Genomic DNA, 12,435 nt, shown 5'->3' with positions numbered 1-12,435 from the left:
CGCTTGCCCATGGACCTGCGACAACTCCGTTACTTCGTCGGCGTCAGCGACGCCGGCAGCCTGCTCAAGGCCTCGCGCACCCTGCACGTGGCCCAGCCCGCGCTGAGCCAGCACATGGCGGCCCTGGAGGCCGAGCTCGGCGCGACGCTGTTCGAGCGCTCCAGCCGCGGCATGGCGCTCACCGCCAGCGGCCGCCGCTTCCTCGAGCATGCCCGCGTGGTGCTGGCCGATGTGGAGCGCGCGCGCATCTCGGTGCAGGCCGGCGAGCAGGACTTCGCGGGCGAGGTCAGCATCGGCCTGCCCACCACCGTGGCCCTGGTGGCCACGCTGCCCCTGCTGCTGCGGCTGCGCGAGCGCTTCCCGCGCGTGCGGCCCCGCCTCGTCGAGAGCCACAGCGGCTACCTGCGCGAATGGCTGCGTGACGGCCGGCTGGACCTGTGCGTGCTGTTCGAGGGGCCTGCGGAGGCCTGGCTGCTGCAGACGCCGCTGCTGCGGGAGAAGCTCTCGCTGATCGGCCCCTGCGGTGGCGCCGGCCTCCCTGCGGCGGCCGGGCAGCACCTGCCCGCGAGCCTGCCGCTGGCGCGGCTCGCGCATTACCCGCTGCTGCTGCCCGGGCGCGACCATGGCCTGCGGCGGATCGTCGACGAGGCCTGCCAGCAGCACGATGTCGCGCTCGACGTGGTGGGCGAGATCGACTCGCTGCCGGCGATCAAGAAGGCCGTCGAGGCCGGCATGGCCTGCACCGTGCTCTCGCCCGGGGCGGTGGCCGAGGAGGTGGCCGCCGGCCGGCTGGCCAGCGCCACGCTGCGCGCGCCGCACATCGTGCGCACCATCGTCTGCGCCAGCTCGCTCACGCGCCCGCTCACGCCGGCGGCGGCCGCGGTGCGGGAGCTGGTGTGCGAGGAACTGCGCGCGCTGGTGCGCTCCAAGGCCTGGCCGGCGAGCCTGGTGGCGGGCTGAGCCTGCCGGCCCGCGCCCCGGGCGCGGGAAAGGCGGGCCTGGCGGGCCTGGGGCGGGCCCGTTCGCGGCGTCTCAGAGCACCAGGAGCGCGCGGAAGTCGTTCACGTTGGTGTTCGTGGGCCCGGTGACCAGCAGGTCGCCCAGGGGCGCGAAGAAGCCGTAGGCGTCGTTGCGCTCCAGGTGCTGCAGGGCGGACCGGCCGGCGGCGGCGGCGCGCGCCAGCGTATCGGGCGTGACCCAGGCGCCGGCGTTGTCCTCCACGCCGTCGATGCCGTCGGTGTCGGCCGCCAGGGCCCACACGCCCGGCTCGCCCTGCAGGGCCTGGGCCAGGCCCAGGCAGAACTCGCCGGCGCGCCCGCCGCGCCCGCGCGGCTGGCCCTCGGGCACCGGGCGTACCGTCACCGTGGTCTCGCCGCCGGAAAGGATCACGCAGGGCCGGGTGAAGGGCTGGCCGCGGCGGGCGACGCTGCGTGCCAGCGCCGCATGGACCTTGCCCACCTCGCGCGACTCGCCTTCCAGGTCGTCGCCCAGCACGTGGGCCGGCAGGCCCAGGGCGCGCGCGGCCTGCGCCGCGTCCTGCAGCGACTGCCAGGGCGTGGCCACCAGGGTGAAGCGGCTGCGGGCGAAGGCGGCGTCGCCGGGCTTGGGCGTCTCCAGCTCGCCGCGCTCCAGGCGCGCGCGCACCTCGGCGGGCACCGTGATGCGGTAGCGGTCCAGGATCTCCAGCGCGTCGGCGCAGGTGGTCGGGTCGGGCACGGTGGGGCCGGAGGCGATCACCGCCGGGTCGTCGCCCGGCACGTCGCTGATCGCCAGCGTCACCAGCTGCGCGGGCGCGCAGGCGGCGGCCAGGCGCCCGCCCTTGATCTGCGAGAGGTGCTTGCGCACGCAGTTCATCTCGCCGATGTGCGCGCCCGAGAGCAGCAGCTCGCGGTTGATGCGCTGCTTGTCCTCCAGCGTGAGGCCCTGGGCCGGCTGCACCAGCAGCGCCGACCCGCCGCCGGAGATCAGGCACAGGACGAGGTCGTCCGGGGTCAGGTCTTGCAACAACGCGACCATCTCGCGCGTGGCGGCGAGGCCGGCGGCGTCGGGCACCGGGTGCGAGGCCTCGCGCACGGCGATGCGTTGCGCCAGGCCCGCGGGGCGCGGCGGGGTGTGGTGGTAGCGGGTGATGACCAGCCCCGACAGCGGCGCGTCGGCGGGCCACAGCGCCTCCACGGCCTGGGCCATGGCGGCGCCGGCCTTGCCCGCGCCGATGACGACGGTGCGCCCGCGCGGCACCGCAGGCAGGTGCGGGCCGAGGCCGTGCAGGGGCTGGGCGCTGCGCACGGCGACCTCGTAGAGGTGCCGAAGCAGCGCGCGCGGGTCGTTCAGGTCCTTCAGGCTGCCCGGGTCCTGGAGGACGGCCGTCACGCCTTGGGCTCCACCACGTTCACCGGCGTGCCGGCGACGAAGGCCTCGATGTTGTCCACCAGCTGGTCGGCCAGGGACTGCACGGCCTCGTCGCTGGCCCAGGCGACGTGCGGGGTGAGGATGAAGTCGGGGCGATCCAGCAGGGCCATGAACGGGTGGTCGGCCGGCGGCGGCTCGGTGGAGGTGACGTCGAACGCCGCGCCGCCGATGTGGCCGGCCTGCAGCGCCGGGCCCACCGCGGCCTCGTCGACCAGGCCGCCGCGCGCGGTGTTCACCAGCAGCGGGCGGCGGGCCATGGCGGCGAACTCGGGCGCGCCGATCATGTGGCGGGTGGCGGGCGTGAGCGGGCAGTGCAGGGTGATCACGTCGGACTGCGCCAGCACCTGCTCGAAGGGGGTGTAGAGGCGGCCCTGGCCGGTGCGGCCCTTGTGGCCTGACATGAGCACGCGCATGCCCAGGGCGCGGCCCATGGCGGCGACGGCCTGGCCCAGCACGCCGTCGCCGATCACGCCGAGCGTGGAGTTGGCGAGGTCGCGGATCGGGTGGTCGAAGAAGCAGAACTGGCCGGCCTGCTGCCAGCGGCCGGCGCGCACCGCGTCGCGGTAGGCGCAGACGCTGCGGCGCAGGGCGAAGATCAGCGCGAAGGTGTGCTCGGGCACCGTGTGCACCGCGTAGTTGCGGATGTTGCTCACCACGACGCCGCGGGCGCGGCAGGCGGCGAGGTCCACGTTGTCGGTGCCGGTGGCGGCCACGGCCACCAGCTTGAGGCGCGGCGCGGCGGCGAGGTGGTCGGCGGTGAGCCGCACCTTGTTCAGGATCACGATGTCGGCCTCGGCGATGCGCGCCGCGACCTCGGCGGGCGCGGTGCGGTCGTACAGGGTGAGGTCGTGCTCGAAACGGGGGCGGCGCAGCGTGGTCTGGGGCGACAGGGTGTCGCGGTCCAGGAAGACGATCTTCATGGCGGAGGGTGGGGGAGGGCTGGGGCCGGTCAGGCGACCGGTTCGGAAATCTCGATGAGGTTGTAGTCCGGATCGCGCACGTAGACGGAGCGGATTTTCCCGGTGGCCCCGGTGCGCACGACCGGGCCCTCGATCACGGGCCAGCCGCAGGCCCCGAGCCGCTCGATCACCTGCTGCAGCGGGATCGAGGCGATGAAGCACAGGTCCAGCGCGCCGGGCACCGGCAGGTGGGCCTTGGGCTCGAACTCGCGGCCCTGCACGTGCAGGTTGATCTTCTGCTGGCCGAAGCGCAAGGCCTGGCGCGCCACGGGCGGCGTGCCGCCGATGAAGGTCTCCAGCTGCATGCCGAGCACGCGGGTGTAGAAGTCGACGCAGGCCTCGGGCCGCGCGGTGGTGAGGACCAGGTGGTCCAGGTGGTCGATCATTCGCCGGCCTTCGGGGATGCTGCCGCGGGGTGGGGCCGGCATGCGGCGGAAAGATCGCGCGGCGCCCGTGAAATGACGCCCAAATTCTATCTAGAAGGGTTATCGATCGATTCCTATGATCGGGGCTGCCAGTCAGGGCGCCGCATGAAGCGCCCGCGGGCCGACAGGCCTTCCCACAAGAACCGAGGAGACACACCCATGATTCGCCGCAAGACCCTGTTGGGCCTGGCGCTCGCGCTCGCCTCTGGCGCTGCGCTGGCCCAGGCCCCGACCCAGCCCCAGGCCCAGGCCCAGGCTGACACCTTCCCCCGCAAGCCCGTGACGCTGGTGGTGCCCTTCGCCGCCGGCGGTCCCACCGACGTGGTGGCCCGCACGATGGCCACCCTCATGGGCAACCACCTCGGCCAGTCCGTGGTGGTGGAGAACAAGCTGGGCGCCGGCGGCACCGTGGCGGCGGCGCACGTGGCGCGCAGCGCGCCCGACGGCTACACCATCCTGATCCACCACAACGGCATGGCCACCGCGCCGGCCCTGTACCGCAAGCTGCAGGCGACGCCGCTGAACGACTTCGAGTACATCAGCCAGGCGATCGATGTGCCCATGACCCTGCTGGGTCGCAAGGACCTGCCCGCGAGCAACCTGCGCGAGCTGGTGCCCTACCTGCGCGCCAACGCGTCCAAGATCAACATGGCGCACGCCGGCCTCGGCGCGGTGTCGCACCTGTGCAGCCTGATGTTCCGGCAGGCCATCGGCCTGGACCTGCAGACGGTGCCTTACCAGGGCACCGCGCCGGCCATGAATGCGCTGCTCGCCGGCCAGGTCGACCTGCTGTGCGACCAGACCACCAGCACCACGCCGCAGATCAAGGCCGGCACCGTGCGCAACTTCGGCCTCACCTCGACGGCCCGCCTGGGCTCGATGCCCGATGCGCCCACGCTCGACGAGCAGGGCCTCAAGGGCTTCCAGGTGGTGGTGTGGCACGGCGTCTATGCGCCCAAGGGAACGCCGCAGCCGGTGATCGCCAGGCTCAATGGCGCCGTGCGCGCCGCGCTCAAGGACCCGCAGTTCCAGGCCCGCATGAAGGACCTGGGCGCGGAGGTGGTGCCCGAGGCCAAGCAGACGCCGGAAGGCCTGCGCACCTGGCTGGTGGCCGAGACCGACCGCTGGGGGCCGGTGATCCGCGCCGCCGGTGTCTACGCCGACTGATACTTCAGGGGGCGCGCGCGCCCCCTGAAAGGACCCCCGATGACGACCCCCGACCTGACGCAGTGGATTGGCCGCAGCATGACGCTGGACGATGTGGCCAGCCCCGCCCCCATGCGCCTGCTGGCCGCCACCCTGGACCGCGACCTGGAGGCCTTCGCCCCCGGCGGCGTGGTGCCGCCGCTGGGCCACTGGATGTACTTCCTGCCCGGCGAGCGGCAGTCGGCCATCGGCCCCGACGGCCACGCGCGCCGCGGCGACTTCCTGCCGCCTGTGGACCTGCCCCGCCGCATGTGGGCGGGCAGCCAGTTCACCTTCCACCGCGACCTGCACGTGGGCGCGCAGATCCGCCGCGTCTCGCGCATCGCCGACGTGAGCCAGAAGGCCGGCAGCACCGGCCCGCTGGTGTTCGTCAAGGTGGCCCACGAGGTGAGCGACGCGCAGGGACTGTGCATCTCCGAGTTCCACGACATCGTGTACCGCGAGGCGCCGGCGCCCGGCCAGGCCCCTGCGGCGGCGAAGGCCGCGCCCACCGACGAACAGTTCGCCCGCACCATCGTGCCGGACCCGGTGCTCCTGTTCCGGTACTCCGCGCTGACCTTCAACGGCCACCGCATCCACTACGACCAGCCCTACGTCACGCAGGTGGAGGGCTACCCGGGCCTGATCGTGCACGGCCCGCTGATCGCCACGCTGCTGCTGGACAACCTGCGCCAGGCGCACCCGGGCGCGCGCATCGCGGCCTACGAGTTCCGTGCGGTGAGCCCGCTGTTCGACATCGCGCCCTTCGAGGTGTGCGGACGGCTGGAAGGGCGCGTGGCCACGCTGTGGGCGCGCTCGCCGGCCGGCGCGCTGGCCATGCAGGCGACCGCCACGCTGGCTTGACGGGGAGCTGCGCCGGCCTCAGCCCGCGCTCGGTTTGCGGCGCGGGTCCCGCTCGTTGAGCTGGAGGTCGCCTTCACCGTTGGCTGCCACGTCGCCATGGCGGACGGCCTCCAGGTGGTCGACGTGGACCTGCTCGGGGGCCTCGCGCCGGCGGCCCTGGCGCCGTGGACCAGGCGCCTGGCGAAGTGCGCCGCCTGCGGCCCCGGATAATCGAAGGTTTTCATGCACGCCCTGGCCTCGCGGCCAGCGCTCCCCGCCATGCCACCCGACGCCACCGGAATCAGCCTGCAGGACATCACCCTCGTGCGCGGCGCCAGCCCCGTATTCGAGGGCCTGAGCCTGCACCTGCGCGAGCCCCGCATCGGCCTCATCGGCGACAACGGCGCGGGCAAGAGCAGCCTGTTCCGCCTGGCCTGCGGCCTGGAGCGCCCGCGCGCCGGCCGGGTGCTGGTGGACGGCGAGGCGCCGGGCGAGGGCGCCGGCGCGGGCCGCCGCATCGGCATGATGTTCCAGAGCCCCGACGAGCAGATCATCTTCCCCACGGTGGACGAGGAGCTCGCCCTGGGCCTGACCGCGCAGGGCCTGGCGCGGCGCGAGGCGCAGGCCCGTGCGCGCGAATGGCTCGCCGGCCGCGGCCTCGGCCACTGGGCCGGGCGCGCGATCTCCAGCCTGAGCCAGGGCCAGCGCCAGCATGTGTGCTGGCTCGCGCTGCTGATCGCCGCGCCCCGCGTGCTGCTGCTCGACGAGCCCTATGCCAGCCTCGACCTGCCCGGCCAGGCCCTGCTGCGCGAGGAGATCGCCCGGGCGCCGCAGCAGGTGCTGGTCTCCACCCACCTGCTGGACCACGTGCGCCGCTTCGAGCGCGTGATCTGGCTGGACCGCGGCCGCGTGCGCGGCGACGGCCCGGGCGCGCAGGTCTGCGCCGACTACGAGGCCGACATCGCCCGGCGCGCGCGCGAGCACGTGCTGTCCTTCGACCTGTCCGCCGCCACGGCGTCGGACTGAGAAGCCGTGGTCAGCCTCTACAGCGACCAGCGCACCTGGCTGCACCGCGTGCCGGCCGGGGTGAAGCTGGCGGTGATCGCCGGCGTCGGCACCGGCCTGTTCATGACCGGCCGCCTCGGCCCGCTGCTGGCCGTCACCGCGGCCTGCGTGGCGGTATTCGCCTCGCTCGGCGCGGCCGGCCTGCGCGCGCGCAGGCTGGTCGTCGCGGTGCTCGTCGCCGGCCTGCTGGTCATCGCCTTCCAGGCCCTCATGGGCCAATGGGTGCTGGGCGTGGCCAGCGCCCTGCGCCTGCTCGGGGCGGCGCTGCTCGGCGCGGCCTACACCCTCACCACGCGCTACGACGAGTCGCTGCATGTGCTCGAGTGCCTGCTGTCGCCGCTGCGGCGGGTGGGCGTGCGCACCGGCGACATCGCCTTGCAGTTCGCGCTGATGCTGCGGTGGACCGAGCAGTTCTTCGTGGTCTGGTCCCGGCTGGACGAGGCGCACCGCCTGCGTACCGGCCGCCCCGGGGGCGTGCGCATCCTCGGCCCCCTGGTGATCCACATGCTGACGGCCGCCCGGCGCGTGGCCGATACACTCCAGGTCCGCCTCGGCAAGTGACGGCCCCGCCGCCAGCCCCGGCTCCCCATTCGAAAGCGATTCCATGAACACCTCCCGCCATTCCCTGGCCCTCGTCTCCCTGTTCGCCGCGCTGGTCGCGGTGCTGGGCCTCATCCCCAAGATCGACCTGCCGTTCGGCGTGCCCATCACCCTGCAGACCCTGGGCGTGATGCTCGCCGGCTGCATGCTCGGCCCGCGCCGCGGCCTGCAGGCGCTGCTCTTGTTCCTCGGCGCGGTGGCCCTGGGCCTGCCGCTGCTGTCCGGTGGCCGCGGCGGCCTGGGCGTGTTCGCCAGCCCCTCGGTGGGCTACCTGGTGGCCTGGCCCGTCGGCGCCCTGGTGGCTGGCCTGGTGATGGCCTCGCTGCCGGCGGCCACGCCGCGCCGTGCGGCGGCCAGCGCCTTCGTCGCCAGCCTCGTCGGCGGCCTGCTGGTGGTGCATGCCAGCGGCGTGGCCGGCCTGGTCTTCATGACCCAGATGACCTGGCTGCAGGCCGCCACCGCCACCCTGGCCTTCGTGCCCGGCGACCTGGTCAAGTGCGCGGTCTGCGCCCTGGTGGTCCACACCGTGGCCCGCGGCCTGCCGGACTGGCGCTTCGGCGGCCGCGCCGCGCACTGAGAGGCCGTGACCCCCGCCGCGCCGGCCGACCTGGTCCATGCGCCCCTGGCGCACTGGGCCGCCGTCCGCGGTGACGCGCCGGCCCTCGCGGACGGCCGCCAGGCCCTGGATTTCCGGCAGCTGCACGAGGCGGTGCAGCGCGGCGCGCAGGCGCTCGCGGCGGCGCGCGCGCCGCGCACCGTCCTCGTCGACGGCCAGCGTCCCACGCTGGACCAGGTGGTGCAGTTCCTGGCCATCATCGCCAGCGGCCGCTGCGCCGCGGTCGGCGACCCGGACTGGAGCGCCCCGGTGCGCGAGCGCGTGCACGCGGCGCTGCCCAGCGCGCCCGCCGACGCGGCCCCGCCGTCGCCGGGCGACCCCTTCTACATCGGCTTCACCTCGGGCAGCACCGGCCTGCCCAAGGGCTTCCGCCGCGACCACCGCTCCTGGGCCGAGAGCTTCCGCCTGTGCGTGGACACCTTCGGGCCCGACGCCGCGGCCTGCGTGCTGGCGCCCGGGCGCATCTCGCATTCGCTGTTCCTCTTCGCGATGTTGCTGGGGGTGTGGAGCGGCGGCGGCGCGGTGGTGCAGGAGCGCTTCTCCGCGGCGCGCGCGCTGGAGACCCTGCGCGAGGGCCGCACGCCCTGCCTGGTGGCCGTGCCGAGCCAGCTGGCGATGATGCTGGAGCTGGCCGCGCGCCGCGCGCTCGCGCCGGTGGAGGGTGTGCGCCTCATCCTGATCAGTGGTGCGCGCTGGATGCGCGAGCGCACCCCGCAACTGCGGGCGCTGTTCCCGCGGGCGCGGATCGTGGAGTTCTATGGCGCCTCCGAGACCAGCTTCATCGCCTGGATGGACGCCGACGAGAACGCCCCCGCGCAGGCGGTGGGCCGCCCCTTCGCGGGCGTGGACCTCGAGATCCGCGAGCGCCAGGCCGACGGCAGCGGCGCGATCTTCGTGCGCAGCCCGATGCTGTTCACGGACTACGTGGGCGGCCAGGCCGACCCGACGGCGGCGGTGCGTGACGGCGCCTGGCTCTCGGTGGGCGATATGGGCTGGATCGACGACGCCGGCCGGCTGTGCCTGGCCGGCCGACGCAACCGCATGGTCGTGACCCAGGGCAAGAACCTGTTTCCCGAGGAGGTCGAGGCGGTGCTGGGCGCCTGTGCCGGCGTGGCCGCGGCCTCGGTGCACGGCGTGCCGGACCCGGTGCGCGGCCAGCAGGTGGTGGCGGTGGTGCGCCCCGCGCCCGGCGTGGCGCCCGCCACCGCGCAGGACCTCGCCGCGGCCTGCCGCGAGCGCCTCGAGCCGTACAAGGCGCCGCGCCGCTTCCTGGCCTGCGAGGACTGGCCCCTGACCACCAGCGGCAAGACCGACCACGCGCGCATCGCCGCGATGCTGGCGATGCAGGAGGGCACGCCATGCCTTCGCCCGCTGTCCTGATCGCGGCCTGGGCCCGCAGCGCGGTGCTGCCGCATGGCGGCGGCTTCGGCGGGCTCGCGGCGCACGAGATCGCCGCGCCGGTGGTGCGCGAGGTGCTGCGGCGCGCCGGCGTGCCGCCCGGCGCTGTCGACGCGGTGGTGGCGGGCAATGCCCTGGGCGCGGGCGGCAACCCGGCCCGCATGCTGGCCCTGGCGGCCGGCCTGCCCGACGCCTGCCCCGCGCTGACGGTGGACACGCAGTGCTGCGCCGGCCTGGACGCGGTGGCCCTGGGCGCGGCCCTGGTGGCCAGCGGCGAGGCGCAGGTGGTGCTGGCCGGCGGCGTGGAGGCCTGGAGCCGCGCGCCGGTGCGGGCGCACCGTCCGCTGCAGGCCGGCGAGGCGGCGGTGCCCTACGAGCGGCCCGCCTTCGCGCCCGACCCGGCGCGCGACCCGGACATGCTGGAGTCCGCCCAGCGCCATGCCGCGGCGCGCGGCTGGACGCGGGCGCAGCAGGATGCCCACGCCTGCCTCGGCCACGAGCGCGCGGTGGCGGCCGAGGCCGACCTCGCCGGCGAAATCGTGCCGGTGCAGGGGCAGGCACGCGACGCCTACCCGCGCCGCATCGACGCGCGCAGGGCGGCGCGCATGCCCGCCGTCCTGAAAGGCGCGGCCCGGGAGGCTGGCGACGCCGGTGCCGCGGGCGGCCCCGGCGACTGCGCGATGAGCACGCTGCACGTGTCCGCCAAGGCGGATGGCGCGGCCTTCGTGCTGCTCGCCTCGGCGCAGGCCTGCGAGCGCCTGGGCCTGCTGCCTCGCGCGCGCTGGGTCGCCGGGGCCAGCGTGGGCGTGGCGCCCGAGACGCCGCTGCTCGGTGCGGCCCGCGCCGCGCAGGAGGCCCTGCGGCGCAGCGGCGAGGCCGATGCGCAGGCGATGGCGGTGGTCGAGCTGCACGACGCCTTCGCGGCGCAGGGGCTGGACTTCGCGCAGGCGCTGGGCCTGGAGCCGGGTGCGCTCAATCGGCGCGGCGGCGGGCTGGCGCGCGGCCACCCGATCGGGGCGTCGGGGGCGATCGCGCTGGTGCGTCTGCTGTCGGACCTGGAGCGCGACGCGGTGCGCGGCGCGCGCGGGCTGGCGGCGGTGGCGGGGGCCGGCGGGCTGGGCGCGGCGGCGGTCGTCGAGCGGCTCTGACGCCGGCGGCGGCGCGGGCCGTCCGGGCGGGGCAGATTGCGCCGGGAGCGCGCCGGCGAATCCGCCGGCAGGCCCTAGCGGATCACCCGGAAATACTCGTCCACCTCGCAGCGCTCGGTCTGCGTCGCATTCACCGGCGCTTGCGGGTCCGCCTGGCCGATCGCCAGGCCGCACACCACCAGCGAGCGGTCGTCCAGCCCCAGCGCGCGGCGCACCAGGGTGGGGTAGGAGGCGATCGCGCCGATGGCGCAGGTGGCCAGGCCGCGCGATTGCGCGGCGAGCATCAGCCCGTGCAGGCACATGCCCAGGTCCATGAAGCAGCCGGCGCCCATGCCGCGCTCGATGGTGACGACCAGGGCCGCCGGCGCATCGAAAAAGCGGAAGTTGCGCTCGAACTGCGCGTCGCGCCCGGCGCGGTCGTCGCGGGCGATGCCCAGCGCGCCATAGAGCGCCTGCGCCGAGGCCACCTGCCGCCTGCGCAGCGTCATCGGCATGGGACGGGGGAAGTAGTCGTAGTCCTCGGCCTCCTCCTCGCCGGCGCGGAAGGCGTTGACCAGCGCCTCGCTCAGTCGCTGGCGCGCCTCACCCTCCACGAGGAGGAAGGCGCCCGGCTGCAGGTTGGCGCCGCTGGGCGCGCGCCGCGCCAGCGCCAGCAGCTCGCGCAGCGTCGCCTGCGGCACGGGCGTGCCGAGGAAGCCGCGCACCGAGCGGCGCTGCGTGGCCAGGGCGTCGAAGGCGCGAGCCAGGTCCATGCGTCGTCAGCCGAGTTCGGCCAGGCGCTTGTCCTGGCGGCGCACCAGGCGGTCGAGGTCCGCGATGTCCTGGGCCGAGAGCTTGGGACCCGGCTTGCGGATGAACGCGGAGGCGATCGCCCCGCGCGCCTGCAGCAGGTGCTTGCGCACCGCCAGGCCGATGCCGGCCTGCTGCTCGTAGCGCGCCAGCGGCAGGTAGGCGTCGAACAGGTCGTGGGCGCGCTCGACGTCGCCGCGCGCATGGGCCGCCACCACGTCGACCATCATCTCCGGCCAGGCGAAGCCGGTCATGGCGCCGTCGGCGCCGCGCGTGAGTTCCTCGGGCAGGAACAGGCCGCCGCCGTTGCCGGTGAGGATGGCGGGGCGGCGGATCTCGCCGCGGTCGCTGGCCGCTCGGATCGCGGAGAGCTTGGCCAGGCCGGGGCAGTCCTCGTGCTTGACCATCACGCAGTGCGGCGAGTTCTTCAGGATCTTCAGCATCACGCCGGCCGACATCTGCACGCCGGTGGAGACGGGGTGGTCCTGCAGGCACCAGGGCACTTCGCCCAGCGTCTCGTTGACCATGTCGAAGTAGCCCGTGATCTGGTCGTCGGTGCGCACGGTGGAGGGCGGCGCGACCATCACGCCGGAGGCGCCCAGGTCCATCACCGCGCGGGTCAGCTCGCCCATGGCGGCGAAGCCGGGCGACGAGACCCCCACCACCACCGGCACCCGGCCGGCCACGCGCTGCACCACCTGGCGGGCGTAGGCGCGGGACTCCTCGGCGGTGAGCTTGGTGGCCTCGCCCATGATGCCCAGGATGGTCAGGCCGGTGACGCCGCGCTCGAGGCAGAAGTCGACCATGCGGTCGGTGCTCGCGAGGTCGAGCGCGCCGGTGTCGGTGAAGGGGGTGACGGTGATCAGGTAGACGCCTTGGGCGGACGGGTCGAAACGGTTCATGGGAGCGGTACTTTCAGAGTCGGCAGGCCGCAGCATAGTGGAAGCCGCAGCGGCCGCCCCGGGGGATGCACACCGTTGCCGCGGCACCCGCGGCTG

13 protein-coding genes are annotated in these 12,435 nt (G+C 74.8%); 8 read left to right on the top strand and 5 right to left on the bottom strand.

Going from position 1 to position 12,435, the window contains the following annotated elements; all coding sequences use genetic code 11:
* Positions 1-9 precede the first annotated feature (9 nt).
* Entirely contained in the window at positions 10-960 is a 951-nt protein-coding gene (locus tag ACFQZY_RS02515; RefSeq protein WP_377412187.1) for a LysR substrate-binding domain-containing protein, read from the top strand.
* A 72-nt stretch (positions 961-1,032) separates the two neighbouring features.
* On the opposite strand, the gene ACFQZY_RS02510 is transcribed toward ACFQZY_RS02515, so the two are convergent.
* The 3 genes from ACFQZY_RS02510 to ACFQZY_RS02500 are packed head-to-tail and all read right to left on the bottom strand — an operon-like array spanning position 1,033 to position 3,754.
* Positions 1,033-2,370, bottom strand: a complete 1,338-nt coding sequence (locus ACFQZY_RS02510) for a glycerate kinase (protein WP_377412184.1) — start codon at positions 2,368-2,370, stop codon at positions 1,033-1,035.
* A complete protein-coding gene (locus ACFQZY_RS02505; RefSeq protein ID WP_377412181.1) occupies positions 2,367-3,329 on the bottom strand; it encodes a D-2-hydroxyacid dehydrogenase in 963 nt (320 codons plus the stop codon). The genes ACFQZY_RS02510 and ACFQZY_RS02505 overlap by 4 nt, the downstream gene beginning before the upstream one ends.
* A gap of 29 nt (positions 3,330-3,358) precedes the next feature.
* Positions 3,359-3,754 (bottom strand): VOC family protein, encoded by a 396-nt coding sequence (locus ACFQZY_RS02500; protein WP_377412179.1) that lies wholly within the window; start codon positions 3,752-3,754, stop codon positions 3,359-3,361.
* 198 nt (positions 3,755-3,952) lie between these two features.
* Here ACFQZY_RS02500 and ACFQZY_RS02495 point away from each other — a divergent pair, with 198 nt between their 5' ends.
* From ACFQZY_RS02495 to ACFQZY_RS02465, 7 genes are all read left to right on the top strand, one after another.
* A complete protein-coding gene (locus ACFQZY_RS02495; protein WP_377412176.1) occupies positions 3,953-4,960 on the top strand; it encodes a tripartite tricarboxylate transporter substrate-binding protein in 1,008 nt (335 codons plus the stop codon).
* 39 nt (positions 4,961-4,999) lie between these two features.
* Positions 5,000-5,842, top strand: a complete 843-nt coding sequence (locus tag ACFQZY_RS02490; protein WP_377412173.1) for a MaoC family dehydratase N-terminal domain-containing protein — start codon at positions 5,000-5,002, stop codon at positions 5,840-5,842.
* A gap of 258 nt (positions 5,843-6,100) precedes the next feature.
* Positions 6,101-6,847, top strand: a complete 747-nt coding sequence (locus tag ACFQZY_RS02485) for an energy-coupling factor ABC transporter ATP-binding protein (protein ID WP_377412170.1) — start codon at positions 6,101-6,103, stop codon at positions 6,845-6,847.
* Positions 6,848-6,853: 6 nt separating this feature from the next.
* A complete protein-coding gene (locus ACFQZY_RS02480; RefSeq protein WP_377412168.1) occupies positions 6,854-7,447 on the top strand; it encodes a CbiQ family ECF transporter T component in 594 nt (197 codons plus the stop codon).
* Between the two features lie 43 nt (positions 7,448-7,490).
* A complete protein-coding gene (locus ACFQZY_RS02475) occupies positions 7,491-8,063 on the top strand; it encodes a biotin transporter BioY (protein WP_377412166.1) in 573 nt (190 codons plus the stop codon).
* 6 nt (positions 8,064-8,069) lie between these two features.
* Positions 8,070-9,482 carry an AMP-binding protein gene (locus tag ACFQZY_RS02470; protein ID WP_377412163.1) on the top strand — a complete coding sequence of 471 codons (1,413 nt, stop codon included), beginning with the start codon at positions 8,070-8,072 and terminating at the stop codon, positions 9,480-9,482.
* A complete protein-coding gene (locus ACFQZY_RS02465) occupies positions 9,461-10,648 on the top strand; it encodes an acetyl-CoA C-acyltransferase (protein WP_377412159.1) in 1,188 nt (395 codons plus the stop codon). Before ACFQZY_RS02470 ends, ACFQZY_RS02465 begins: the two co-directional genes overlap by 22 nt.
* Before the next feature lie 74 nt (positions 10,649-10,722).
* Here ACFQZY_RS02465 and ACFQZY_RS02460 read toward each other — a convergent pair whose 3' ends face one another.
* Together ACFQZY_RS02460 and ACFQZY_RS02455 are read right to left on the bottom strand one after the other, a co-directional pair.
* Complete coding sequence (locus ACFQZY_RS02460) at positions 10,723-11,400, bottom strand: nitroreductase (protein ID WP_377412157.1); 678 nt, start codon at positions 11,398-11,400, stop codon at positions 10,723-10,725.
* 6 nt (positions 11,401-11,406) lie between these two features.
* Positions 11,407-12,339 (bottom strand): dihydrodipicolinate synthase family protein, encoded by a 933-nt coding sequence (locus tag ACFQZY_RS02455; RefSeq protein WP_377412156.1) that lies wholly within the window; start codon positions 12,337-12,339, stop codon positions 11,407-11,409.
* Positions 12,340-12,435 lie beyond the last annotated feature (96 nt).

It is taken from the genome of Ramlibacter sp. GCM10027632 (assembly GCF_042675325.1).
Classification (GTDB): Bacteria; Pseudomonadota; Gammaproteobacteria; order Burkholderiales; family Burkholderiaceae_C; genus Ramlibacter.
This window is presented reverse-complemented; position numbering and strand designations above follow the sequence as displayed.